This is a genomic window from Klebsiella sp. RHBSTW-00215, assembly GCF_014103785.1.
GTDB lineage: Bacteria > Pseudomonadota > Gammaproteobacteria > Enterobacterales > Enterobacteriaceae > Klebsiella.
On record NZ_JABXQS010000001.1, the window covers coordinates 3,923,921 to 3,949,363 of the forward strand.

A 25,443-nucleotide genomic window follows, 5' to 3' on the forward strand; every position below is an offset into this window, starting at 1 on the left:
AATGATAATCACTATCAGAAATATTTACCTATCTTTGCATCAATTGACTGCGGTTCACATTTAAGGGTGTCGGCATGTTTGTCCCATTTCTCATCATGTTACGTGAAGGCCTGGAAGCAGCGCTGATTGTCAGCCTGATCGCCAGCTATCTGAAACGCACTCAGCGCGGCAACTGGATAGGCGTAATGTGGATTGGCGTGTTCCTCGCGGCGGCGCTTTGCCTTGGTCTGGGGATCTTTATCAACGAAACAACCGGCGAATTTCCGCAGCGCGAACAGGAGCTGTTCGAAGGCATTGTGGCGGTGATCGCCGTGTGCATTCTGACCTGGATGGTGTTCTGGATGCGTAAAGTGTCGCGCAACGTGAAGCAGCAGCTTGAGCAGGCGGTCGACAATGCCCTTCAGCGCGGTAACAACCACGGCTGGGCGCTGGTGATGATGGTCTTTTTCGCCGTGGCTCGTGAAGGTCTGGAATCGGTGTTCTTCCTGTTGGCCGCTTTCCAGCAGGATGTGGGAATCTGGCCGCCGATCGGCGCTATGTTGGGTCTGGCAACCGCAATTATTTTAGGGTTCCTGATCTACTGGGGCGGTATTCGCATGAATCTCGGCGTGTTTTTCAAATGGACCAGCTTATTTATTCTGCTGGTGGCCGCGGGGCTGGCGGCGGGGGCTATCCGCGCTTTCCATGAGGCCGGTTTGTGGAATCACTTCCAGGATGTCGCCTTCGATCTGAGCAACGTTCTTTCTACGCATACGCTATTTGGCACGCTGCTGGAGGGGATTTTTGGCTATCAGGAAACGCCGACCATCAGTGAAGTGGCGGTCTACTTTATCTATTTGATCCCGGCGCTGGTGCTGTTCATTCTGCCGCCGAGCAATAAAACCACTGCATCCCGAGCTGCTTAGTTGGGCATCGCGGATTGAAATAGTTACAACATACTTATCGAAAGGGATGGTCATCACCATGAATCAATTTCGCCGTAATGCGTTGCAGCTCGCCTTCGCTGCGCTGTTCAGCTCTGCCTTTTATGCCCAGGCTGCAGATATCCCGCAGGTCAAAGTGACCGTCACCGACAAACAGTGTGAGCCGATGAACGTCACCGTGAAAGCGGGCAAAACCCAGTTCATCATTCAGAACCACAGCCAGAAAGCGCTGGAGTGGGAAATTCTGAAAGGCGTGATGGTGGTGGAAGAGCGCGAGAATATCGCTCCTGGTTTTACGCAAAAGCTGACGGCGAACCTGCAGCCTGGCGAATATGACATGACCTGCGGCCTGTTGACTAACCCGAAAGGTAAGCTGACGGTGACCGGTGAAGCCACCAAAGACGCTGCCAAAGCTGATGCGCTGCTCAGCTTGGGTGAAGCTATTACCGCCTATAAAGCCTACGTTACCGCTGAGACCGCTGAACTGGTTAGCGGCACCAAAGCCTTTACCGATGCGGTGAAAGCGGGGGATATCGAGAAGGCAAAAGCCCTCTACGCGCCGACGCGTCAGCACTATGAACGCATTGAACCCATTGCCGAGCTGTTCTCTGACCTCGACGGCAGTATTGATGCCCGTGAAGATGACTACGAGAAAAAAGCAGAAGATCCGAAGTTCACCGGCTTCCACCGTCTGGAAAAAGCGCTGTTTGGCGATAACAGCGTCAAAGGAATGGATAAATATGCCGATCAGCTGAACACCGATGTTCTCGACCTGCAAAAACGCATCAGCGAACTGGCTTTCCCTCCATCAAAAGTGGTCGGCGGCGCAGCTGGTTTGATTGAAGAAGTGGCGGCCAGCAAAATCAGCGGTGAAGAAGATCGCTACAGCCATACCGACCTGTGGGACTTCCAGGCCAACATTGACGGCGCGCAGAAAATTGTCGACCTGCTGCGTCCGCAACTGCAAAAAGAGAACAGTACGCTGCTGGCGAAAGTGGATGCCAACTTCAAGAAAGTGGATAGCATCCTGAGCAAATACCGCACTAAAGACGGCTTTGAGACCTACGACAAGCTGACGGATGCGGATCGCAATGCGCTGAAAGGCCCGATCACCACTCTGGCGGAAGATCTGGCACAACTGCGCGGGATCCTCGGTCTGGACTAAGTCGATGGCAGAGCAAAAGTATGATGTCAATGAACCGTCGCGTCGGCGGTTATTAAAAGGGATCGGTGCGCTTGGCGGCGCGCTGGCGATTACCGGTGGCTGCCCGGTGGCGCACGCGGCAAAAGACAACAGCTCTCCGGGGACGTTGTCGCCAAATGCGCGCATGGAAGCGCAGCCGTTTTATGGCCCGCATCAGGCGGGTGTGCTGACGCCACAGCAGACGTCGATGATGGTTGTCGCTTTCGATGTGTTGGCTAGCGATAAAGCAGACCTTGAACGTCTGTTTCGCCTGCTGACTCAGCGTATTGCCTTTTTGACCAAAGGTGGGCCAGCGCCGGAGACGCCAAACCCGCGTTTGCCACCGATGGATTCAGGGATTCTGGGGCCGTGGATCGCCCCGGATAACCTGACGGTGACCGTGTCGGTTGGTCATTCGCTGTTTGACGAGCGTTTTGGCCTGGCCAACCGCGCGCCGAAAAAGCTGCAAAAGATGACGCGTTTTCCGAATGACTCTCTGGATGCTGCACTTTGCCACGGCGACCTGCTGCTGCAAATTTGCGCGAATACTCAGGATACGGTGATACATGCTTTGCGGGATGTGATTAAGCACACCCCGGACCTGCTCAGCGTACGCTGGAAGCGGGAAGGCTTCATTTCCGATAGCGCCGCGCGCAGTAAAGGTAAAGAGACGCCGGTTAATCTGCTGGGCTTTAAAGACGGTACCGCTAATCCTGTCAGTACCGATAACGCGCTGATGGATAAAGTGGTGTGGGTTACTGCCGACCAGGAAGAGCCTGTGTGGGCAACGGGCGGCAGTTATCAGGCAGCGCGTATTATTCAGTTTCATGTCGAGTTCTGGGATCGCACGCCGCTTAAAGAGCAGCAGACGATTTTTGGTCGCGATAAGCACAGCGGGGCACCGTTGGGTATGCAGCACGAGCACGATGTGCCGGATTACAGTAAGGACCCGGACGGTGACACCATTGCGCTCGATAGTCATATTCGTCTGGCCAATCCGCGCACTCTGGAGACCGAGTCCAGCCTGATGATGCGCCGGGGCTACAGCTATTCGCTGGGGGTGACTAACTCAGGCCAGCTGGATATGGGGCTGCTGTTTGTCTGCTATCAGCACGATCTGGAAAAAGGCTTTCTGACGGTGCAAAAGCGCCTGAACGGAGAAGCGCTGGAAGAGTACGTTAAGCCGATCGGCGGGGGCTATTTCTTTGTTCTGCCGGGAGTTATCGACAGTCAGCACTATCTTGGGCAATCGCTGCTCGAAGCCTGACGCTCCTGCCCGTAAGGGCAGGGCGTTTTCTGCTGTTTTTCCATTCTTTTTTTGTATTTCCTGCCTTGTTTAATTTTTCTGTAATCTTAATGTCGGAAACTCCAAACAGCTGCAGTGAGAATTATTTGTTGTCTTTTTGTGAAAAATAAGTTGCATTAAGAATTATTTTTGATGTACTTATTAAAGACGCGGTAGTTCCCGGCAGTGATGTCGTCTCACTATGGAGATCGCGAATGCCCGATTGCTGTAACGGAAAACGTCAAACCTCATACCGTACTTATCAGCACGGGGGCCACATTTCCGGCCGCGATTCCCACACCCCAAATTTATCCCCCACTACAACAGAAAACTCGAACCCAGACAGGGTGCGCGGTGCGCGTAGCCGTGACCCGTTGTCAATTCGACAGGCAAGCAATGGCTTACAAGGAAGCCAAACCTCAATCGTTCGTGCGCATAATCGCGTCGATGTTGACGCGTGTGATGTAAACCAACAACGCAAGGTGCTATCCATGGGAAGACAAAAAGCAGTGACCAAAGCTCGTCGTGAGGCCAAACGTGTGCTGAGACAGGATTCGCGCAGCCATAAACAGCGCGAAGAAGAATCGGTCACATCGCTTGTGCAAATGAGTGGCGTAGAAGCAATTGGTATGGCGCGGGATAGTCGTGATGCATCGCCAATTGAAGCGCGCAATGACGCTCAGGCGCATTATTTGAATGCCATCGACAATAAACAGCTGATCTTTGCGACAGGCGAGGCCGGGTGCGGGAAGACCTGGATTAGTGCGGCAAAAGCAGCTGAAGCCCTGATCCATAAGGATGTGGACAGAATTATTGTTACCCGTCCCGTTCTGCAAGCCGACGAAGATCTCGGCTTCTTACCGGGAGATATCGCCGAGAAATTCGCTCCCTATTTTCGACCGGTTTATGACGTGCTGGTGAAGAGGTTGGGCGCTTCCTTTATGCAATACTGCCTGCGTCCGGAAATTGGCAAGGTGGAAATCGCTCCGTTCGCTTATATGCGCGGACGTACATTTGAAAATGCGGTCGTGATTTTGGACGAGGCCCAGAACGTGACTGCTGCGCAAATGAAAATGTTTTTGACCCGCCTCGGGGAGAACGTGACGGTTATCGTCAATGGCGACATTACCCAGTGTGATTTACCCTCTGGCGTGAGGTCTGGCCTGGTCGATGCGCTGGCGCGTTTTGAAGAAGATGAGATGGTGGGCGTGGTGCGCTTCACGACCGATGACTGCGTGCGCTCGACGCTTTGTCAGCGCGCGCTTAAAGCCTACTACTGATTGTTTTTGAGCTTGCAAAGCCCGGGAAGACCGGGCTTTGTTTTTGCTGGTTTAAAGCAAGTTCCGCAGCGGGGGAGCGGCCATGGTGGCTTCGAAAGGAATAATATCGACTTTCGCGACGCCCGATTGCTGGAACGGATCCTGACTCAGCCAGGCCCTTAGCAAATCCATGTTATCGCCTTTTGCCAGAATGACTCCGCCAGATCTGGGGATCTTACGCCCTGAAGCAAGAAACAATCCGTCAGCGTAGCCTTTTTTAAGCCATTCCACGTGTGCGGAAAGCTGCGCGTCAACTTCATCTAACGGTTTAACGTAAGTCAGAACAATAACTGCAATGGTGCTCATTTGGATGTCCATCTTTTATATGGGTATATAAAAGTAGCATGCGGAGAGTTGCGGGTGATAGTAGGCCGAATGCAGTTTCTGGATGGTGCAACAGGCGAAAAAAAAGCCCGTACTTGCGTACGAGCTCTTCTTAAAATATGGCGGTGAGAGAGGGGTTCGAACCCTCGATACGTTGCCGTATACACACTTTCCAGGCGTGCTCCTTCAGCCACTCGGACACCTCACCATATTGTTTCGCTGCTCACCTTAGGTGGGCAACGGGGCGCTACTATAGGGAGTTGCGCTAAAACGGTCAAGCAGTATTTACTCTTTCTTTACCGTTCGGTCAAGCAATGAACACTACCCCGCCGTCGGGCGGCAGGGCAGGCATTTTAACGCTGTGAATCAAGCTGTTCGTTGTTTTTCACCACGTCCTGCGCTTTGGCGTAGCTCTCGATCAGTAACTGGTATGCCGGGAAGATTTTGGTATAAACCTCAGCCCACTCTGCGGCATCCGGGCGATTCCAGGTACGCTGTAGCTCGGAAGCGACCGCGGCGGTATCCATTGGCACCACGCCTGCCTGAACCACGCGGGCGAGGGTGATTTCCTGCGCCATTTTGCTGTAGGTACCGGAAGCGTCAATCACGGCGAAGACTTTATAACCATCGGCAACGGCGGCAATGGACGGGAACGCCATGCAGACGCTGGTAATGGTTCCGGCGATAATCAACGTTTTACGCCCGGTTGCTTTTACTGCGTCTACGAATTCCGGGTTATCCCAGGCGTTGATCTCGCCCTTACGCGCAATATATTTCGCGTGCGGTGCGTTCTGGTGAATCTCCGGGATCAGTGGGCCGTTTGGCCCCTGCGGGACTGATGCCGTGGTGATCACCGGGATCCCTGCTAATGACGCCATTTTTGCCAAGGCAGCGGCGCGGGCTCGCAGTTCCGGCATCGGCATGTCGCCGACGGTCTGAAACAGGCCGCTCTGATGGTCAATCAACAACATGGCGGTATCATTCACATCAATCACCGGACGAGAACCGTTAAAGTTAGCTGGAGTCGACATACTATTCACCTCTGTAATATTAGATTTGGCCGAAGCGGCCGCTGTTAAAATCACGAACGGCTTCCGCGATTTGCGCTTTGGTATTCATCACAAATGGGCCGTAACCGACAATGGGTTCCTGTAGTGGCTCGCCGGCCATCAGCAAGACTTTCGCGTTGGAACTCGCCTCAAGATGGAGTGATTCCCCTTTCTGGCTGAGCACCACCAGTTGGCCTTCACGGGCGCTTCCCTCTCCGTTCACCTTAACTTCACCTTCCAGCACGACCAGCGCGGTGCTCCAGCCATCGGGCTGATGCAGCGTTATGTCCTGACCCTGATTAAGCTGCAGGTCCCAGACATTGAGCGGTGAAAAGGTATGCGCCGGTCCGACAACATCGCCGTAGCGGCCCGCAATGACCCGCATACGACCCGCGTTATCGGGCAGAGCAACGACAGGGATCGTATCAGCGGTGATGCTCTGGTATCCCGGATGCGTCATCTTGTCTTTTGCCGGAAGGTTGACCCAGAGCTGAATCATTTTCAGCTCGCCGCCGGTTCGGGTGAAATTCGCCGAGTGGAACTCTTCGTGCAGTATTCCGGCACCTGCCGTCATCCACTGCACATCACCGGGGCCAATAACGCCGCCTCGGCCGGTAGAATCTCGGTGCTCTACTTCCCCTGAATACACGACGGTGACGGTTTCAAATCCACGATGCGGATGCTCACCAACGCCGCGTTTCTCTGTCCCTGCCGGGAAGTGGTGCGGGCCAGCATAGTCAAGCAGCAGGAAGGGGCTTAGCTGTTCGCCGTGAGTCTGATAAGAGAACATCGAGCGAACCGGGAAACCGTCGCCTACCCAGTGCTGCGAGGGGGCGGTATAGATGCCAGTAATCTGTTTCATGGTGGTCTCCTGCATGTCTGTTTCTGATGTGAATAAGCATATATTCAGTTCTAATTGCCCGGTAGATAGTGAAAATGGCCTATACTGTTCTAAAAATGGAACGATGGAGGAAGGATGCAGGATCTCAATGATTTAGCCTGGTTTGTCCAGGTGGTCGATCACGGCGGTTTTGCTGCGGCAGGGAGAGCGCTCGATCAGCCTAAATCAAAATTAAGCCGCCGGATTGCTCAGCTTGAAGAACGTCTCGGGGTGCGTCTGATTCAGCGTACTACCCGGCAGTTTGCGGTGACCGAGGTCGGACATACCTTTTATCAACACTGCAAAGCGATGTTGATAGAGGCGGAGGCGGCTGAACAGGCGGTGGAAACGCTGCGTTCAGAGCCGTGCGGCAGCGTGAAGCTGACCTGCCCGGTGACGCTTTTACATGTGCACATCGGCCCGATGCTGGCGCGGTTTATGCAGCGTCATCCGGGGGTAACGCTATTATTGGAAGCGACGAACCGGCGGGTTGATGTAGTGGGGGAAGGCGTTGATGTGGCTATTCGCGTGCGGCCAAGGCCTATAGAAGATAGCGATCTGGTGATGCGCGTATTGGCCGACCGCGGGCATCGGCTGGTGGCGAGTCCAGCGTTAGTTGAGCGGCTGGGCGTGCCCCAGGCACCGTCTGAACTCAGCGAGTGGCCGGGATTAAGTATCGGTGCAGGAAAACATCAACATCACTGGCAATTAACCGGCCCCGAGGGCGCGCGGGCGGAGGTCTATTTCGCTCCCCGGATGGTGACAACGGATATGCTGGCGCTGCGAGAAGCGGCGGTTGCCGGAGTTGGCGTGGTGCAGCTTCCTTTATTAATGGTGCGCGATCAGCTGGCGGCAGGGGAACTGGTGGTTGTGCTTGATGAGTGGCAACCGCGCAGAGAGGTGATCCATGCGGTTTTTGCTTCACGTCGTGGTCTACTGCCGTCGGTCAGGGCGCTGGTTGATTTCCTGAGCGAAGAGTATCAGCGGATGGAGGAGGATTAGGATTTGATAAAATCCGTAAGGAGCAGCGCTGTCAGAAGATAGTCTGAAGCCGCAGAAGACTGGCTGTTCCCGGAGGCGGCGCGATGCGCCTGTCCGGGCTACCGGGTGGTGGGGGGCAATATGCGAAAAAAAAGCCCGTACTTGCGTACGAGCTCTTCTTAAAATATGGCGGTGAGGGAGGGATTCGAACCCTCGATACGTTGCCGTATACACACTTTCCAGGCGTGCTCCTTCAGCCACTCGGACACCTCACCATATTGTCATTCCCTTTGCTGCCGGGAACGGGCGCTAATTTAGGGAAATACGTAAGTCTCGTCAATCAACTTTTTTAAAAAACCGTGCGTTTAGCCAAACTTCAAGCAACTTGCTTTCTAAATGCGCGAGAATCGATTTTTTTGTCACCATTTCTTTTTTAACACGATAGCCAGACGAAATTTGCTATGCTGACAAACCAATAGAAAACAACGAATAAAACACGACGCTAACCTAACCTGCCTGGGGCGTCGGCTATCAGGAGCCATCATGGAGATTATCTTTTACCACCCGACGTTTGACACTTCGTACTGGATTACGGAGCTGGAGAAACAACTGCCCGGTTCGCGAGTGCGCGAGTGGAAACCGGGCGATAACCAACCCGCCGACTATGCGCTGGTCTGGCATCCTCCGGTAGAAATGTTGCAAGGGCGTGACTTAAAGGCTGTCTTTGCCCTTGGTGCTGGCGTCGATTCAATCCTTAGCAAGCTGCGGGAACATCCGGAAATGCTGCCGCTGTCGATTCCGTTATTCCGTCTGGAAGACACCGGCATGGGCTTGCAGATGCAAGAGTATGCGGTGAGCCAGGTCCTGCACTGGTTCCGTCGTTTTGATGATTACCAGGCATTAAAGCAGGAAGCCCGCTGGCAGCCTCTGGATGAGTATCATCGCGAGGAGTTTACTATCGGGATTATGGGCGCGGGCGTGCTCGGCGCTAAAGTGGCAGAAGGGCTGCAAGCGTGGGGATTTCCGCTGCGCAGCTGGAGCCGTAGCCGTAAGTCCTGGCCGCAGGTGACGAGTTTTGCTGGGGCAGAAGAACTGGGCGAATTTCTGAGCAGCACTCGTGTGCTGATTAACCTGTTGCCTAACACTGCGGAAACCGTTGGCATTATTGATAAAACGCTGTTGGCGCAGCTTCCGGATAATAGCTATGTGCTGAATCTGGCGCGTGGAGTTCATGTGGTTGAAGACGATCTGCTGGCGGCGCTGGATAGCGGTAAGCTTAAAGGGGCTATGCTCGACGTGTTCAGCCGCGAACCATTACCGAAAGAGAGCCCACTTTGGGCGCATCCACGGGTTGCGATGACGCCTCATGTTGCAGCTGTCACCCGGCCTCAGGAAGCCATTGCTTATATTGCAGGAACTATCGGCCAACTGGAACGAGGCGAAACGGTAAGCGGGCAGGTCGATCGCCAGCGAGGATACTAAGAGATAACCCCGCTGCGGCGGGGTTTTTGCTGATCATGAGCGCATATTCCTGCTATTCTTGCCACAAACAGAGAAGGAGAATGTGATGTATCCTGTTGACCTGCACATGCATACCATTGCCAGCACCCACGCTTACAGTACCCTGCACGATTATATTGCCGAAGCAAAGCGTAAGGGGATCAAACTCTTTGCCATTACCGACCATGGCCCTGACATGGCTGATGCGCCACATTACTGGCATTTCATTAACATGCGCATCTGGCCGCGGCTGGTGGACGGCATTGGCATTCTGCGCGGCATTGAAGCCAACATCAAAAATACACAGGGCGAAATAGACTGTACTGGGCCAATGCTCACCTCTCTGGACCTGATTATTGCAGGTTTCCACGAGCCGGTGTTCCCGCCTCAGGATAAAGCGACTCATACGGAGGCGATGATCGCCACCATGGCCAGCGGCGCAGTGCATATTATTAGTCATCCCGGTAATCCCAAATTCCCCGTTGATGTCCCGGCCATTGCTGCTGCGGCGGCGAAATACCATGTTGCGCTGGAGATCAATAACTCATCTTTTGTCTCATCGCGCATTGGAAGTGAAGATAATTGCCGTGCCGTCGCGCAGGCCGTGCGTGATGCCGGAGGTTGGGTTGCGCTGGGGTCGGATTCCCATACCGCATTCACGCTGGGCGAATTTACCGAATGCCGTAAGATCCTTGATGCCGTTGATTTCCCGGAGGATCGCATCCTTAACGTGACACCCCGGCGTATGCTTGATTTCCTTGAATCACGAGGAATGGCGGCGATCCCTGAATTTGCTGAACTTTAATTTGAATAACTGGAAGAAATGAATGAACGAGTTTTCTATCCTCTGCCGCGTGCTGGGTTCACTGTACAACCGTCAGCCGCAGGACCCGCTGCTGGTCCCGCTATTTACCCTTATTCGTGAAGGGAAGCTGGCGGCGAGCTGGCCGCTGGAGCAGGATGAGCTGCTGGAGCGTCTGCAAAAGAGTTGTGATATGCAGTCGCTGGCCGCCGAATATAATGCCCTGTTTGTTGGCGAAGAGTGCAGCGTTGCGCCTTACCGTAGCGCATGGGTAGAAGGGGCGACAGAAGCTGAAGTTCGCGGTTTTCTGAGTGCACACGGGATCCCAACCGGAGAAAGCGCAACGGATCATATCGGATCGTTGCTGTTGGCTGCCTCATGGCTGGAAGATCATGCCACTGAGGATGAAAGCGAGACTCTGGAAACGCTGTTTGCCGATTACATTCTGCCATGGTGTGGGGCCTTCCTTGGTAAAGTTGAAGCGCATGCGACTACGCCATTCTGGCGTACCATGGCGCCGCTGACCCGCGAAGCTCTCTCTGCAATGTGGGATGAACTGCAGGAAGAAAATGAGCAATAATTTGTGATGTAAATCACAAAATTAATGCAACACAAAATTAGACATCTCACATAATGTGTTCTATGTCGCATTTGCCAGGTGCGTATCTGCTATGATGCGCACTATGAACATACTCTTCGCAATCGCATTAACGACTGGCATTCTCTCCGGAATTTGGGGATGGGTGGCTGTCGCGCTTGGCCTGCTGAGCTGGGCGGGTTTCCTCGGCTGCACCGCTTACTTTGCCTGTCCGCAAGGTGGGTTAAAAGGGCTGCTCATTTCCACCTGTACGGTCATGAGCGGCGTGATATGGGCGCTGGTGATTATTTATGGCAGCGCGCTGGCGCCGCAGTTGGAAATCCTGAGCTATGTGATGACAGGTATCGTGGCGTTTCTGATGTGCATACAGGCGCGTCAGCTGCTGCTCTCCTTCGTACCCGGTACGTTTATTGGTGCATGCGCGACGTTTGCGACCAACGGCGACTGGCGTTTGGCGGTACCTTCGCTGGCATTGGGCCTGGTCTTTGGCTACGCTATGAAAAATAGCGGACTGTGGCTGGCGGCGCGAGCCGCGAAAAATAAAGCACTGGCTAACGAAAACAGCTAATCACGTATAAACCACACGCTTTACCTTAAAACAGGGCTTCAGGTCCTGTTTTTTTGTGTCCGGAATTCCTTTCATTAAACCTCCCTCCCGTCTACACGTTCTTGAGTCACTGTACCGTCAGTCAGTGAATCGATTTTGTTAACAATATTGCTATAAATGAAATTAACTTGTTTTTGTTTTGTTAATATAAATGCGTTAGTTGTAAGTGGATGTGACTCGATGCACTCATGGATGGCTTGTGCTTTTTGATAGCTATGCAGATATGCCGAGGAGTTTTATCATGAAAAAATATCAATGCGCGTTAGTTGCTGCTTTATGTGTTTTGCCCACGTTATTTAGCCCGGCCATGGCGGAGCAGGTGCAGGCTGGCGTCATCCATTTCTACGGGCAGGTTGTAGAAGCACCTTGCCAACTCAATGCAACAGACAATCAGGTTGTTATGGATTGCCCACGGGCGAAGACGGTACGGATATCAGCTCAGCAGCTTGAAAAAGGAAATATTCACAACGAAAACATCCGCTCGGCGCAGTTAAGATACATTAACCCGCAACGTACCCTCGCTATTCTGGACGTCGATTATCGGTAACAACTAGCCCCCAGGCTTTCGTCCCGGGGGCTATCATGCCATATTATCCTCAAGTATTTATCCTTAGACGTATGCCGACAGGAGGAGAAATGGCTGTTCAACCTGAGGTTATTCTCGGCGACATTACAACGCTCGCGGTCGATGTTATCGTCAACGCCGCAAACCCTTCATTGCTTGGCGGCGGTGGGGTAGACGGCGCGATTCATCGCGCTGCCGGCCCTGAACTGCTGGCTGCCTGTAAAATCGTTCTTCAACAGCAGGGAGAATGCCCACCAGGTCATGCAGTCATTACCGTCGCGGGAAATCTACCTGCCAGCGCGGTCATTCACACCGTAGGGCCAATTTGGCACGGCGGCGACCGGCAGGAGGCAGAGTTGCTGGCAGATGCTTATAAAAATAGCCTGCTATTGGCTTCAGCAAATAACTATCGCTCAATTGCATTTCCCGCTATCAGCACTGGCGTTTATGGGTATCCTAAAGAGGCTGCGGCAGAAATTGCCGTACGCACGGTAAATGCGTTTCTCACTCGCTACAACCCTCTGGAACGCGTCATTTTTGTCTGTTTCGATGCTGAAACGGCTGGCATTTATACCCGATTGCTTCAGACGCAGTAGTTCGTTATACAGATCCCTTGCAGGAATAAGATATGATAGTTTCCCGCATTCGCAGGAAATTATCATCACTGGAGATTTACGCGTGGTTGAAGGGAAAGTACTGCATAAACAACAGATTCGCCGTGCGGAAATTGTGGCTGCAGCACAGAAATGTTTGGCGGAAAAGGGACTGCATGGCGCCTCCGTTGCGGACATTGCGCGTCAGGCTGGTCTGAGCGTAGGGCAGTTGTATCGTATCTTTGCCAGTAAAGAAGAGATCGTTGAAGCGATCGTCAGTGAAATAGTCAATGCCAGGGTTGGCGAGATGGTGGACGGAAACCATGATTTGGTCCGGATGGCCTCAGTTTTAGCCGGCGTGATCCCAGCGACCGATGACACAAAGACTGATAATTATCTGTTGATGGAAATTAACGCGGAAGCATCCAGAAATCCCCGCCTGCGCGAAATTATGCATCAAGCCGATCGTCGTCTGAAAGAAGAGGGCGGGCGACTGACCCGACACTATCATCCTGAAATGAGCGCAGAACAAATTAATGTCGCCTGTGAATTTATCGCGATCTTAACTGAAGGTGCAGCCTATCGGTGTGAACTGGCAACGACCTCGACAGTTGATAAGACGGCGATGGAGGCGCTTTACCGCAACGTATTTCATCTGTTGTTCATGAAAGAGTAGAGCTGCCGAACGCAAAATACACGGCAGCTTTTGACTTTATCAACCCGCTGAAATCTGTGGTTTAGCTGTTTTTTGTTGGAACTTCCCGGAGAAAAGGAAGCGCAGGAGCGGTATCCGCAGATGGATTTCATACAGAATCAGCGCAATCCCAACAACAAAGACCAGTCCGGTAATAAACCCTAAGGTATTTGATTTAATCACCGGGGTTATCCATGCGCCATAGAGTAAGGTCAGCGGATGGTGAACCAAATAGATAAAGAGTGACGCGTTGACGAAATAGGTGACTCGCGCGGACTGGAAGTTCAGCAACCGGTGACCAAGGGAAAAGACGACGTTGACCATCCACAGGCCAAGGACCATGGTGATGACGTATTCCGTTTCATACATCCAGCCATCGCCAGACCCATACTGCTGATTCAGGCGGTAGGCGATAAAGCCCAGCAGCGCCCCAACAAAGCACCAGGGTGATGAGGTGGTGAACATCGCTTTCAGGCGTGAGTTAATAAACGTCTGGGCGCCAAGAATAAAGAAAGGCAGATAGAAAAGCGTCTGCATGACAATAAAGTTGAACAGGCCATTACTGAGAACAGGCGGGTAAACCATAAACAGGGTGCGACGAATCACCGCATACAGTACGCCGAGCGCCAGAAAAATCATCGATAGCTGGCCCATTGTGACGGTGTCACTGAAGGTGGGGGCGGTGTCAGAACGTCGACTTGTCAGCCATTTAAACAGCACAATACCTAGCGTCGTCAGCACAACCAGCACCAGTAAAAACCATAGATGTGAAATTAATTCCCAGGCCAGGGTGTTAAACTTGTCATATCCTGAGAGGGTATGCCAGTTTCCAGCCTTGCCGTTGACGTACTGCAGCATAATAAACTGCGGCAAGGTCAGTAGCGGAATGGCGGTTAGCATGGGAATGCCTACGCGCTCAACGCGCACTTTCCACCATTTCTTAAGCGGATAGCGCAGAAAAAGCATGTAGGAAAAATAACCGGAAATCACAAAGAAGACCTGCATCCGAAAGGCATGGATGAAGTCGTTGAACAACGTCAACCACCATGAAGGTTCTACGCTATTAACATGCCAGCTGTGGCTGGAGTAGATGAGCGAGATGTGAAAAGGAATTCCCAGCAGCATCAGCCAGGCGCGGATGCTATCGAAAAAATATTCACGCTGTACTGGAGTATTATTCATACAATTTCGCTACATTCTCAGACAATTCGTCTTATCACTCAACGTGATAACCTTTAAATTCTTTGCAACCCTACATGAACTCTGGGTATCTGTCTCCAGGATAAGCACGCAAAGTGCAAGTGGGACAGTGAACTGTTTATTCCCTGTGCCGCCAGGCTGAACAATGCAGGGATTATGTTGTCGGATTGCCCGAGTTTCCATTAAAATAGATCGGATCGATTTAAGCACACAAAGGGGGAAGTGCTTACTTATATGAAACATAAACCACAGATGATGAAAATGCGTTGGTTAAGCGCAGCCGTAATGTTGTCCCTGTGTACTTCATCTGCATGGGCATTCAGCATTGATGACGTCGCAAAAGAGGCTCAAACGTTAGCTGGCAAAGGCTATGAAGCGCCGAAAAGTAACCTGCCCTCTGCTTTCCGCGATATGAAGTATGCGGATTATCAGCAAATTCAGTTTAATCACGATAAAGCCTATTGGAATAATCTTAAAAGCCCGTTCAAGCTTGAGTTTTACCACCAGGGGATGTATTTCGACACGCCGGTCACCATTAATGAAGTGACTGCGACCAGCGTGCGTAAAATTAAATATAACCCGGATTATTTCAATTTTGGTAATGTTCAGCACGACAAAGACACGGTTAAAGACCTGGGCTTTGCTGGCTTTAAAGTCCTGTATCCGATCAATAGCAAAGATAAGAACGACGAAATTGTCAGCATGCTCGGAGCAAGCTACTTCCGCGTACTGGGTCAGGGCCAGGTTTATGGGCTTTCTGCCCGTGGACTTGCTATCGATACTGCACTGCCTTCTGGCGAAGAATTCCCGCGTTTTCGTGAGTTTTGGATCGAACGTCCGAAAGCCACGGATAAACGCCTGACGATTTATGCGCTGCTGGATTCCCCGCGCGCAACCGGAGCCTATCGCTTTGTAGTGATGCCGGGCCGTGACACCGTTGTTGACGTGCAATCGAAGGTCTACCTGCGCGACAAAGTGGGCAAGCTGGGCGTTGCTCCGCTGACCAGCATGTTCCTGTTTGGGCCGCACCAGCCGTCTCCGACGACCAACTATCGCCCGGCGCTGCATGATTCCAACGGTCTCTCTATCCTCGCCGGAAATGGTGAATGGATTTGGCGTCCACTGAATAATCCAAAACATTTGGCCGTCAGCAGCTATGCGATGGAAAACCCGCAAGGCTTTGGCCTGCTGCAGCGTGGCCGCCAGTTCTCTCGTTTCGAGGATCTTGACGATCGCTACGACCTGCGTCCAAGCGCGTGGATCACGCCAAAAGGCGACTGGGGTAAAGGTAAAATCGAACTGGTTGAAATTCCGACCAATGACGAGACCAACGATAATATCGTCACCTACTGGACGCCGGACCAATTGCCGGAGCCAGGCAAAGAGATGAACTTCAAATACACCATCACCTTCAGTCGCGATGAAGACAAACTGCATGCGCCAGATAACGCGTATGTGATGCAGACTCGTCGTTCCACTGGTGACGTGAAGCAATCGAATCTGATTCGCCAGCCGGATGGTACCATCGCCTTTATCGTCGATTTTACCGGCACTGAGATGAAAAAACTGCCCGCTGACACCGCGATAACCGCTCAGGCAAGCATCGGCGATAACGCTGAAATCGTTGAAAATACGGTGCGCTATAACCCGGTAACTAAAGGCTGGCGTATGATCCTGCGCGTGAAAGTAAAAGATCCGAAGAAAACGACGGAAATGCGCGCTGCGCTGGTCAATGCCGATCAGACGTTGAGTGAAACCTGGAGCTATCAGCTGCCTGCTAATGAATAAGATAACGAAGTACATCGACGCATTGCCGCTGTCGGATGCAGAAAAAGCCGCGTTGCCTGACGCCAGCCTGCAGGCCGTACATGAAGCACTGGACGCTGAACATCATGTCTATAAGCGTGAAGATGACTCGCCGCTGGGGTCAGTAAAATCACGACTGGAACACAGCTGGCCGGATTCACTGGCCGGTGACCAGTTGATGAAGGATGATGAAGGGCGTACTCAGTTGAATGCGATGCCGAAGGCAAAACGTTCCTCTATGTTCCCGGACCCCTGGCGTACTAACCCGGTCGGGCGCTTTTGGGACCGGCTGCGTGGGCGCGATGTCACCCCGCGCTATCTTTCTCGTCTGACGAAAGAAGAGCAGGAGAGTGAGCAGAAATGGCGTACCGTCGGCTCGATTCGTCGCTACATTCTGCTGTTGTTGACGCTGGCGCAGACCGTCGTGGCGACCTGGTACATGAAAACTATTCTGCCTTATCAGGGCTGGGCGCTGATCAACCCGGCAGATATGGTAGGGCAGAACCTGTGGGTCTCCTTTATGCAACTGCTGCCGTATGTGCTGCAGTCGGGGATTCTGATTCTGTTCGCCGTGCTTTTCTGCTGGGTTTCCGCTGGGTTCTGGACGGCGCTGATGGGCTTCCTGCAACTGCTAATTGGGCGTGATAAATACAGTATCTCTGCTTCGACGGTGGGGGATGAGGCGCTGAACCCGGAGCATCGCACGGCGCTCATTATGCCTATCTGCAACGAAGACGTTGATCGTGTTTTCGCTGGTCTGCGTGCAACCTGGGAATCGGTAAAAGCTTCCGGGAATGCTGAGCACTTTGACGTCTATATCCTCAGCGATAGCTACAACCCGGATATTTGCGTGGCTGAGCAAAAAGCGTGGATGGAGCTGATTGCTGAAGTGCAGGGCGAAGGGCAGATATTCTATCGCCGCCGCCGCCGCCGCGTGAAACGTAAAAGCGGCAACATCGATGATTTCTGCCGCCGCTGGGGTAGTCAGTATAGCTATATGGTCGTGCTGGATGCCGACTCAGTGATGAGCGGTGAATGCTTGAGCGGTCTGGTGCGCTTGATGGAAGCGAATCCGAATGCCGGTATTATCCAGTCATCCCCGCGCGCATCCGGTATGGATACGCTCTACGCTCGCTGCCAGCAGTTTGCCACCCGCGTTTACGGTCCGTTGTTCACCGCAGGCCTGCACTTCTGGCAGTTAGGTGAATCGCACTACTGGGGCCATAACGCTATCATTCGCGTAAAACCTTTTATCGAGCATTGTGCCCTGGCACCGTTGCCTGGTGAGGGTAACTTCGCAGGCTCGATTCTGTCGCACGACTTCGTTGAAGCTGCATTGATGCGTCGTGCCGGGTGGGGGGTATGGATTGCCTACGATCTCCCTGGCTCTTATGAAGAGCTGCCGCCAAACCTGCTGGACGAACTGAAGCGCGATCGTCGCTGGTGTCAGGGAAACCTGATGAACTTCCGCCTGTTCCTGGTTAAGGGGATGCACCCGGTTCACCGCGCGGTATTCCTGACTGGTGTCATGTCCTATCTGTCGGCACCGCTGTGGTTTATGTTCCTTGCGCTCTCAACCGCTTTGCAGGTGGTGCATGCATTGACCGAACCGCAATACTTCCTGCAGCCGCGACAGCTGTTCCCGGTCTGGCCACAGTGGCGTCCGGAGCTGGCTATCGCGCTTTTTGCGTCAACGATGGTGCTGTTGTTCCTGCCGAAGCTGCTGAGTATCATTCTGGTATGGTGCAAAGGTTCGAAAGAGTACGGTGGATTCCTCCGCGTCACTCTTTCGCTGCTGCTGGAAGTGCTCTTCTCAGTACTGCTGGCGCCGGTGCGTATGTTGTTCCACACCGTGTTTGTGGTCAGTGCGTTTCTCGGTTGGGAAGTAGTCTGGAACTCACCGCAGCGCGATGATGACTCGACTCCGTGGGGCGAGGCGTTTATGCGCCATGGTTCACAGATGCTGCTGGGGCTGGTCTGGGCGGTCGGTATGGCGTGGTTGGATCTGCGTTTCCTGTTCTGGCTGGCGCCGATTGTGGTTTCGCTGATTCTGTCGCCGTTCGTGTCGGCACTCTCCAGCCGTGCCACGCTAGGTCTGCGCAGTAAGCGCTGTAAGCTATTCCTGATCCCGGAAGAGTATTCGCCACCGCAGGTGCTGAAAGATACCGATGCGTACTTGACGCTGAATCGTCAGCGCTCTCTGGACGATGGTTTTATGCATGCCGTGTTTAATCCATCATTCAACGCATTGGCAACGGCAATGGCAACTGCGCGTCACCGCCATGGTCATATTCTGGATATCGCCCGTGAACGTCATGTCGAGCAGGCATTGAACGAGACGCCGGATAAACTCAATCGCGATCGTCGTCTGGTGTTGCTGAGCGACCCGGTTACAATGTCGCGTTTGCACTATCGCGTGTGGGCCGCGCCGGAGAAATACTCTTCGTGGGTGGATACCTACCAGCAATTGACGTTGAATCCGTTGGCGTTGAAAGTGAAGTAAGCCGTACGTAAAGGAAAATACCGGCAAAAATGCCGGTATTTTTTTACCTGAAAATAGAGGTTATAGATGAGAGTTTTACTGGTTATCGCCATGACGCTGGTTCTCAGCGGCTGCGGTAGCATTATCAGTCGTACGGTGCCGGGGCAGGGACATGGAAACCAGTATTATCCCGGCGTACAGTGGGATGTGCGTGATTCCTCATGGCGCTATATCACGATTCTCGATCAGCCCTTTTCGCTGGTGTTTGATACGCTATTGCTGCCGCTGGACGCCAGCCATGGCCCCTACAATTAATTAGCGTTCATCCCATTCATCGGCAGCGGCCTGGCCCTCTTCGGTATCAAGAGAGGGTTCGAGCTGAAATTCACCTTCGTCCCACTCATGCAGCGTATTTTCTTCCAGCCACTCCTGACGTAGCTCAATCTCATCATAGTCACCATCAAAAACGCTTTGCGCTGCCTGGCCGCGAAGTATTGGCAAACATTCGCCTTGCTCATCTTCATCGGCAAAAAATTCTGCTTGCCAGGCGATATCCCCATCTTGCAGCACGTATTTTTGAATATTTAATTGCTCGACGTTGGCGCTCTCTTCGTCGCTATCCGGATTATTAACAAGAAACTCTTCGCGGGCCGCATCGATAGCTTCTTCGAGCGTGGCATAGAACATCGAATCCTTTGGCATGGCTAACCCCCTAAGAAGAATAGAAATGAACACGATTCAATCTATAGAAGTCAGTTGGCAAAGCGTCAAGGGAGGTGACCCCCTTCGCGTTATTAATTTACTGAATGATTGCCGGAACTCGCGTCGTCCGTGGGTGAAACACGGCGCGGACGACGCAGAGTGAGGGTAGAGTAAACCGCGTTGAACAGAACCACGCAGGCGGTGACTAAAAAGACCGCGCGAAAACCGTAATTGGCGGAAACCGATGCGCCAATCAATGGACCCGTCACGTTGCCAATATCGCGGAACGATTGGTTATAGCTGAAGATTCGTCCGGCAATTTGGCTGGTAGAGTTATATACCAGCAGCGTTTGTACGGCGGGCAGTAGCGCACCGTCGGCGGCACCCAACAGGAAACGCAGAATCCCAAGCTGCAATGGTGTCTGGACGAACGACATCGGTATCAACAGTAGAACCGAAATCACCAGGGCGACAACCAAGATTTTTTCCGGGCCAATTCGGTCGCCGAGCTTCCCTAATCGAGGGGCGCTGAGGAGGGCGGCGATACCGGGTACCGAGGCAATCATGCCGCTGATGAACGCAATATTGCTGACGTTACCGGCCAGATCGCGCACGTATAGCGTCAGAATTGGCGCAATTGAGCCAGTGGCAACCTGGATAATTAATGAGGTTACAAACAGGCTTAGGACCAGTTTGGGATTTTTCAGCGAAGAGAAAACATCTTTCGCACTGAGCATCTCTTTTTTGCTGACCGCGACGAAATTCTCGCGAATGAGGGACAGGGTAAACAAGAAGCAGATAAACAGAACAGCCGCAGTCATAAAAAAGACGGTACGCAATCCCCAGTGGTCGGCCAGGAAACCGCCAGCCAGAGGCCCAAGCAGCGCGCCGCTAACTGCGCCCGTTGACAGCGTACCAAGTGCCCAACCACTTTTATGCCGGGGGATTTGGGTCGCTATCAGGGCATTGGCATTGGGAATGAACCCACCCAACAGGCCCAACAGCGCGCGCAAGATCAGAAATTGCCAGATATTCTGCGCCAGCCCCATCAGCAACATGACAATAGCCATACCGAGCGCAGAACGCAGCAGCATAATTTTGCGCCCTTTACGATCAGCAAGGCCGCCCCAGAACGGTGAGGCAATTGCAGAGAATAAAAAGGTGATACTGAAGACTATCCCCGACCACATGTTGAGGGCGCTATGACCGGTTACGCCGAGCTGTTCAACGTAGAGAGGAAGAAAAGGCATCACCAGGCTAAACGCGGCGCCGGTTAAAAAGCAGCCGAGCCAGGTCACGGTGAGATTGCGTTTCCAGTTAATCGGGGTATCAGCAGAGGGCATAGGATTCCACTGACCTGCGAAGCAGGTCAAATAATTGAAAATATGAGCTTGCTAATTATGCGCCTGAGAAATGATCGTCGCAATGGACGACAGCTTTTAAAGCTAAAACAGGTCCAGAGTCTGCTCGCCAATCCCTACATCTGCGCTCAGATGTGGGATCGGGGCATTTGCCGGATCAATAACGAGAGGGGACGCCAGGTGGACGAGTCTTGAAGCGACGGTGCATCCACATGTATTGCTCTGGGGCCATCAGAATGCATTTCTCGACGATTTTATTCATCCAGATAGCCGTTGTCTCGGCATCGTCCAGGGGCGGATCGCATTCCGGCGGCAGCATAATCAGCTCATAACCTTTACCGTCAGGTTTGCGACGAGGCACGAACGGGACAATGCAGGCTTTCGACATTTTTGCCAGCATCCAGGTTCCTGAGGTTGTGGCAGCCTGATCGACCGCGAAAAAGGGAGCAAACACGCTGGCTGCCGGGCCGTAATCGTGATCCGGTGCGTACCAGATCACATCCCCTCTCTTCAGTGCGCGGATCATGCCTTTTAGATCCTTGCGGTCAATCATATCTTTGTTGGAACGTAATCGCCCCCACGTCTGCAGCCAGTCGATAAGCGGATTGTCGTTTGGGCGGTAGACGCCGATACCTGGCTCATTCATACCGAACATGCGCGCACCCATCTCCAGCGTCAGGAAGTGGATGCCAATAAGCAGAATACCGCGATTCTGTGCCTGTACGGCCCGAATATGTTCAACGCCAATGGAATCGGTCCAGCGCGCGATACGCCTGGCTGGCCAGAACCAGGCCATGCCGGTCTCCATTAAACCCATACCGACAGATTCAAAGTTGGCAACCACCATCCGGCGGCGCTCTTGCTCGCTCATTTCGGGAAAACAGAGTTCCAGATTGCGAGAGGCTATTTTAGCCCGGCGACGCATCAGGCGTCTGGCCAGGTGGCCCAGCCCGGTACCAAGGCGGTAAATCACCGGATAAGGAAGTTGTACGACCAACCAAAGCAGGCCAACGCCAAACCAAAGTAACCAATAACGTGGATGCAGCAACGCTGCAGAAAATTTAGGTAAATGGGTCATCTCATACCTGTTCTATTAAGCAACGCGTTCCATTATCGCATTTTTTTATACATCAGCCAAAATGACAGTCTCTGAAGGCATTTATTGTTAATAGTCATTAATGTGGATGAGAGAAATGTAGCTCAAAATGTGGGGATGTAAATTGTTGGTGTTTGCTATATGATGCCCGCCGTTTATTGACCCATTGATTATGCCGAGCAGGTACACCATGCCAGTGTTACATAACCGCATTTCAAATGAGACGTTAAAAGCGCAAATGTTGGCTGAAACCGAGCCGCGCACGACGATCTCATTTTATAAGTATTTCACCATTATCGATCCGAAAGCGACCCGTGATGCGCTGTGGCTAGCGCTGACCAAATTGAACGTTTTTGGACGCATTTACCTGGCCCATGAGGGTATTAACGCACAGATCAGCGTTCCGCAGAGTCGAGTCGATGCGTTACGTGAATTTTTGTATGGCTTTGACCCGGCACTGAAAGGCCTGCGCCTCAATATCGCCCTGGACGACGATGGTAAATCCTTCTGGGTTCTGCGCCTCAAAGTTCGTGACCGCATTGTCGCTGACGGTATTGATGATCCAACGTTTGATGCTTCAGACGTGGGAGATTATCTGAAGGCCGCGGAAGTGAATGCGATGCTTGATGATCCAGACGCGGTCTTTATCGATATGCGTAACCATTACGAATTCGAAGTTGGTCATTTTGATAATGCGCTGGAAATTCCAGCGGATACTTTCCGCGATCAGTTGCCGAAAGCCGTCGAAATGATGCAGGAACATAAAGATAAAAAGATCGTTATGTACTGCACCGGCGGGATTCGCTGTGAAAAAGCCAGCGCCTGGATGAAGCATAACGGCTTCAGTAAAGTCTGGCATATTGAAGGCGGTATAATCGAGTACGCCCGCCGCGCCCGCGAGCAGGGGCTCCCGGTACGCTTTGTCGGTAAGAATTTTGTTTTTGATGAGCGTATGGGCGAGCGGATCTCAGACGATGTGATCGCTCATTGTCATCAGTGCGGTACATCCTGCGATAGCCATACCAACTGTCTGAACGATGGCTGTCACCTGCTGTTTATTCAGTGTCCGGACTGCGCGGAAAAATTTGCCGGGTGCTGCAGCGAAGCCTGTATGGAAGAGCATAAGCTGCCGGAAGAGGAGCAGCGGAAACTGCGTGCCGGGCGCGAAAATGGCAATAAAATCTTCAATAAATCTCGCGGTCGTCTGAACACCAGGTTAGGGATCCCGGATCCTGAGTCTTCAGAAAAACCATAACCAGATGAGATCGATAATCGCCAGTAGAAGCCACAGCGCCAGATAAATCATAAAATGCTCGCGGACGTTGTTAACCAGTAATTCAAACAGGCGACGCATAAAATCTCTCAATGATTAACGGCCTCAATCGAGGCCGTTGTTTTTGGCACGGTTGCAGAACCGCAGAGTTGGCTATTATTGCTGAAAGCGAGCCAGCAAAAAGGGTGTCAGATCAAACTCAGAAGGTTCACCAAGTGCGAACTGTACGGCAAGTTCTCCCAGTACCGGAGCGAATTTAAAGCCGTGTCCGCTTAACCCGGTAATCAAGAGCGTATTGGGCTGTTCGGGAAGAGTATCAATAATGAAGTCTTCATCAGCCGTATTATCGTAGGTACAGGATGCGCCATGGAGACAGCCGCCGATACCGGGCAATACGTTGCGCAGAAAGTTGAAAGATTCGGAGCCATCAGTAGCAACAGCGCCGAAGGGTACGCGCTCTTCGGGGGCTGAAATGAGCTGCCCCCCGTTATGTTTGCCTATTTTCAACTCATTGTCTTCGGCCGGGAAACCGTAATATTGATCGCCATTGGGTAATTCGCCCGTAAACGCCGGGAAGTTATTCTTGGTACTGTAGCGGCCATCGGCCTGAAACCAGGCAAAAATCTTTCTGACCGGTTGAACAGGCAGATTTGGTAGCAGGCGAGTGGCCCAGGTTCCGGCGCTGACTAGCAGTTTTTTACCGCTGTATTCACCATCTACTGTTTCTACGGTTATACCGTTCGGTTGATGATGAATGGCGGAGACCGGGCAATTGAATAGCTGGGCCGCGCCCGCTTCACGGGCGAGGCGGATCCAGGTCTCAATAGCCAGCTCGCTGCGCAATATACCGGATGCCGGTTCAAATATCGCCTGATAATCATGTGGTACACGGATTTCCGGCCAGCGAGCCATAACGGCCTGGCCATCCATTTCTTCGATATTGAGCTGGAATTGGCGCGCGCTGTTGGCAACGTTGCGCAGAAATTCGGAGTTTGCGGGCCCAAGATTAATGACCCCCGTGCGTTCAAAAACGGCTTCACCGCTGGTGGCGGCAAATTCATCCCACATTTTTTGTGCTCGTAGCACCAGAGGGACATACCTTTCGCCTTCGCCATAGGCGTGACGAATGAGGCGCGTGTTACCGTGATGGCTGCCTTCCTGATGTGGAGGCTGATGTGAATCTATCATCAGAACGTTAAGCCCTGCCTGTCGCGCATAATAGCCTGCGGCGGAGCCAACGGAGCCGCTACCGATAATGATGAGGTCATATTGCATGGTGAGTTCCGGGTTATTGCTTTATTAGCAGGGTAATTAACAACCCGCTGTTATACAAGTCCGAAAATAGTTCAGGCACCCATAGGTGCCTGTTCAGTGAATATTTAGACATTAGTGCGTTATTGCTAATGTCTGCGATACTCATTTTCCTGGTATTCGCCGGATTCAATCTTCGCAATACCTGCTTCCAGAATAGAAATAAACTGACGTGCGACGTCCGTTGTTAGCCATAGCGTCTGGCCAATTTCTGCGTCTCTACTGCTTTCTTGAGCGGGGTTTTGGTAGTGCAGGCGCAACATCAGCGCATCGTAGCTATCCACGGTGCTGATGTCCCATCCAACGAGGGGATGGGTCTGGATGACTTCATTATTCTTTTCCATCATAACCCCTTCTTCATATGTTAAAAGACAACAGTTCTCGAGGTTTAATGCATATTTTCTGAAGCAAATTAATTATATCAGTAGTCAAGAGTAAACTCGAGAAATTAAACGAAATAGAGATACATACACCACTGATTGCTGATTTTTTGTGCGCACAAGGCTTCATTCTTCGTTATTTTATAAGGGTGTAAGCGGGGGCAATAGGGAATGTCTGAGTATGAAAAGAATAAAAAAGCCGGGGCGACCCGGCAAAAAGTTGCACAATGAGGGAGCAAATTTAATTGACTAGTCGCGGACAAACCAATCGTCGGCGCTTTCCCAGGTTTCTTGCAGGATTTCGCTAATCCGGTCTTTATCTTCTTTCAAACCGCCGATGACCGACAAATTGTTATTGGCCGCATATCGGACCGTCACCTGACTTGACATCGAAGGGAACTGTTGATCGATACGCCGCGAGAGTTCATTGTTCAGCGCTTCTAAGGCGCCGCTGGGTAAGGCTGTAGATTTGGCGATAGACACTTCAATGCGCATAATTGCCCCCTGTGTAATATACTGTTTATTTATA

The 25,443-nt window shown here is 52.3% G+C and carries 27 protein-coding genes and 2 tRNA genes; 16 read left to right on the top strand and 13 right to left on the bottom strand.

Annotated elements, in window-relative coordinates:
- Positions 1–74: 74 nt before the first annotated feature.
- The 4 genes from efeU (at position 75) to phoH (ending at position 4,671) form a co-directional block, all read left to right on the top strand.
- Complete coding sequence (efeU, locus tag HV127_RS18580) at positions 75–905, top strand: iron uptake transporter permease EfeU (RefSeq protein WP_110277513.1); 831 nt, start codon at positions 75–77, stop codon at positions 903–905.
- 46 nt (positions 906–951) lie between these two features.
- Positions 952–2,088, top strand: coding sequence for an iron uptake system protein EfeO (gene efeO, locus HV127_RS18585; protein ID WP_182237808.1), 1,137 nt, complete (start codon positions 952–954; stop codon positions 2,086–2,088).
- A gap of 4 nt (positions 2,089–2,092) precedes the next feature.
- The gene (efeB, locus tag HV127_RS18590; protein WP_182237810.1) at positions 2,093–3,373 is read left to right on the top strand and encodes an iron uptake transporter deferrochelatase/peroxidase subunit; all 1,281 of its coding nucleotides are present in this window, start codon (positions 2,093–2,095) and stop codon (positions 3,371–3,373) included.
- A 509-nt stretch (positions 3,374–3,882) separates the two neighbouring features.
- On the top strand, positions 3,883–4,671 hold the full coding sequence (phoH, locus tag HV127_RS18595) for a phosphate starvation-inducible protein PhoH (RefSeq protein ID WP_181421921.1): 789 nt from the start codon (positions 3,883–3,885) through the stop codon (positions 4,669–4,671).
- 51 nt (positions 4,672–4,722) lie between these two features.
- Here the strand turns inward: phoH and HV127_RS18600 are convergent, their stop codons facing one another.
- The 4 genes from HV127_RS18600 to HV127_RS18615 form a co-directional block, all read right to left on the bottom strand.
- A complete protein-coding gene (locus HV127_RS18600) occupies positions 4,723–5,016 on the bottom strand; it encodes a YciI family protein (protein WP_182237812.1) in 294 nt (97 codons plus the stop codon).
- Positions 5,017–5,154: 138 nt separating this feature from the next.
- Positions 5,155–5,242: transfer RNA gene (locus HV127_RS18605), tRNA-Ser, on the bottom strand.
- Positions 5,243–5,387: 145 nt separating this feature from the next.
- A complete protein-coding gene (locus tag HV127_RS18610; protein WP_182237814.1) occupies positions 5,388–6,065 on the bottom strand; it encodes an isochorismatase family protein in 678 nt (225 codons plus the stop codon).
- Between the two features lie 19 nt (positions 6,066–6,084).
- Positions 6,085–6,945: a pirin family protein gene (locus HV127_RS18615; RefSeq protein ID WP_182237816.1), complete on the bottom strand. Its 861-nt coding sequence runs from the start codon at positions 6,943–6,945 to the stop codon at positions 6,085–6,087.
- Positions 6,946–7,059: 114 nt separating this feature from the next.
- On the opposite strand from HV127_RS18615, the gene HV127_RS18620 reads away from it, so the two are divergent.
- Positions 7,060–7,965 (top strand): LysR family transcriptional regulator, encoded by a 906-nt coding sequence (locus HV127_RS18620; protein WP_182237818.1) that lies wholly within the window; start codon positions 7,060–7,062, stop codon positions 7,963–7,965.
- 166 nt (positions 7,966–8,131) lie between these two features.
- Here HV127_RS18620 and HV127_RS18625 read toward each other — a convergent pair.
- A tRNA-Ser gene (locus HV127_RS18625) sits at positions 8,132–8,219 on the bottom strand.
- A gap of 268 nt (positions 8,220–8,487) precedes the next feature.
- On the opposite strand from HV127_RS18625, the gene ghrA reads away from it, so the two are divergent.
- The 7 genes from ghrA (at position 8,488) to HV127_RS18660 (ending at position 13,285) form a co-directional block, all read left to right on the top strand.
- Positions 8,488–9,426 (top strand): glyoxylate/hydroxypyruvate reductase GhrA, encoded by a 939-nt coding sequence (gene ghrA, locus HV127_RS18630; protein ID WP_182237820.1) that lies wholly within the window; start codon positions 8,488–8,490, stop codon positions 9,424–9,426.
- Positions 9,427–9,511: 85 nt separating this feature from the next.
- Entirely contained in the window at positions 9,512–10,249 is a 738-nt protein-coding gene (locus HV127_RS18635) for a phosphatase (RefSeq protein ID WP_182237822.1), read from the top strand.
- Positions 10,250–10,271: 22 nt separating this feature from the next.
- Positions 10,272–10,826 carry a molecular chaperone gene (locus HV127_RS18640; protein ID WP_181482718.1) on the top strand — a complete coding sequence of 185 codons (555 nt, stop codon included), beginning with the start codon at positions 10,272–10,274 and terminating at the stop codon, positions 10,824–10,826.
- Positions 10,827–10,929: 103 nt separating this feature from the next.
- The gene (locus HV127_RS18645; protein WP_182237824.1) at positions 10,930–11,412 is read left to right on the top strand and encodes a DUF1097 domain-containing protein; all 483 of its coding nucleotides are present in this window, start codon (positions 10,930–10,932) and stop codon (positions 11,410–11,412) included.
- A gap of 280 nt (positions 11,413–11,692) precedes the next feature.
- Positions 11,693–11,998 (top strand): type 1 fimbrial protein, encoded by a 306-nt coding sequence (locus tag HV127_RS18650; protein ID WP_182237826.1) that lies wholly within the window; start codon positions 11,693–11,695, stop codon positions 11,996–11,998.
- An 89-nt stretch (positions 11,999–12,087) separates the two neighbouring features.
- Positions 12,088–12,612 carry an O-acetyl-ADP-ribose deacetylase gene (gene ymdB, locus HV127_RS18655; protein WP_182237828.1) on the top strand — a complete coding sequence of 175 codons (525 nt, stop codon included), beginning with the start codon at positions 12,088–12,090 and terminating at the stop codon, positions 12,610–12,612.
- Between the two features lie 82 nt (positions 12,613–12,694).
- On the top strand, positions 12,695–13,285 hold the full coding sequence (locus HV127_RS18660) for a TetR/AcrR family transcriptional regulator (RefSeq protein ID WP_182237830.1): 591 nt from the start codon (positions 12,695–12,697) through the stop codon (positions 13,283–13,285).
- 39 nt (positions 13,286–13,324) lie between these two features.
- Here the strand turns inward: HV127_RS18660 and mdoC are convergent, their stop codons facing one another.
- Positions 13,325–14,485, bottom strand: coding sequence for a glucans biosynthesis protein MdoC (gene mdoC, locus HV127_RS18665; RefSeq protein WP_182237832.1), 1,161 nt, complete (start codon positions 14,483–14,485; stop codon positions 13,325–13,327).
- Between the two features lie 252 nt (positions 14,486–14,737).
- Here mdoC and mdoG point away from each other — a divergent pair, with 252 nt between their 5' ends.
- The 3 genes from mdoG to HV127_RS18680 all read left to right on the top strand — a co-directional run bounded on the left by mdoG (position 14,738) and on the right by HV127_RS18680 (position 19,106).
- Entirely contained in the window at positions 14,738–16,291 is a 1,554-nt protein-coding gene (gene mdoG / locus HV127_RS18670; RefSeq protein ID WP_112217198.1) for a glucans biosynthesis protein MdoG, read from the top strand.
- The gene (mdoH, locus tag HV127_RS18675) at positions 16,284–18,812 is read left to right on the top strand and encodes a glucans biosynthesis glucosyltransferase MdoH (protein WP_112217199.1); all 2,529 of its coding nucleotides are present in this window, start codon (positions 16,284–16,286) and stop codon (positions 18,810–18,812) included. The genes mdoG and mdoH overlap by 8 nt, the downstream gene beginning before the upstream one ends.
- A 66-nt stretch (positions 18,813–18,878) precedes the next feature.
- Positions 18,879–19,106, top strand: coding sequence for a YceK/YidQ family lipoprotein (locus HV127_RS18680; RefSeq protein ID WP_182237834.1), 228 nt, complete (start codon positions 18,879–18,881; stop codon positions 19,104–19,106).
- Here the strand turns inward: HV127_RS18680 and HV127_RS18685 are convergent, their stop codons facing one another.
- From HV127_RS18685 to HV127_RS18695, 3 genes are all read right to left on the bottom strand, one after another.
- A complete protein-coding gene (locus tag HV127_RS18685; RefSeq protein ID WP_182237836.1) occupies positions 19,107–19,493 on the bottom strand; it encodes a MysB family protein in 387 nt (128 codons plus the stop codon).
- 92 nt (positions 19,494–19,585) lie between these two features.
- Positions 19,586–20,836 carry a multidrug efflux MFS transporter MdtG gene (mdtG, locus tag HV127_RS18690; protein ID WP_182237838.1) on the bottom strand — a complete coding sequence of 417 codons (1,251 nt, stop codon included), beginning with the start codon at positions 20,834–20,836 and terminating at the stop codon, positions 19,586–19,588.
- Between the two features lie 175 nt (positions 20,837–21,011).
- On the bottom strand, positions 21,012–21,932 hold the full coding sequence (locus tag HV127_RS18695; protein WP_182237840.1) for a Kdo(2)-lipid IV(A) acyltransferase: 921 nt from the start codon (positions 21,930–21,932) through the stop codon (positions 21,012–21,014).
- 208 nt (positions 21,933–22,140) lie between these two features.
- Between HV127_RS18695 and HV127_RS18700 the strand changes: the two genes are divergently transcribed.
- Positions 22,141–23,205: a rhodanese-related sulfurtransferase gene (locus tag HV127_RS18700; protein ID WP_181482709.1), complete on the top strand. Its 1,065-nt coding sequence runs from the start codon at positions 22,141–22,143 to the stop codon at positions 23,203–23,205.
- On the opposite strand, the gene HV127_RS18705 is transcribed toward HV127_RS18700, so the two are convergent.
- The 4 genes from HV127_RS18705 to dinI form a co-directional block, all read right to left on the bottom strand.
- Positions 23,191–23,304, bottom strand: coding sequence for a DUF2770 family protein (locus HV127_RS18705; RefSeq protein WP_182237842.1), 114 nt, complete (start codon positions 23,302–23,304; stop codon positions 23,191–23,193). The two genes, HV127_RS18700 and HV127_RS18705, sit on opposite strands and share 15 nt — an antisense overlap.
- 75 nt (positions 23,305–23,379) lie before the next feature.
- Positions 23,380–24,498, bottom strand: a complete 1,119-nt coding sequence (gene solA, locus HV127_RS18710; RefSeq protein WP_182237844.1) for an N-methyl-L-tryptophan oxidase — start codon at positions 24,496–24,498, stop codon at positions 23,380–23,382.
- Positions 24,499–24,623: 125 nt separating this feature from the next.
- Positions 24,624–24,878 carry a biofilm formation regulator BssS gene (gene bssS / locus HV127_RS18715; protein ID WP_004101039.1) on the bottom strand — a complete coding sequence of 85 codons (255 nt, stop codon included), beginning with the start codon at positions 24,876–24,878 and terminating at the stop codon, positions 24,624–24,626.
- A gap of 285 nt (positions 24,879–25,163) precedes the next feature.
- Positions 25,164–25,409, bottom strand: coding sequence for a DNA damage-inducible protein I (gene dinI, locus HV127_RS18720; RefSeq protein ID WP_110277098.1), 246 nt, complete (start codon positions 25,407–25,409; stop codon positions 25,164–25,166).
- Positions 25,410–25,443 lie beyond the last annotated feature (34 nt).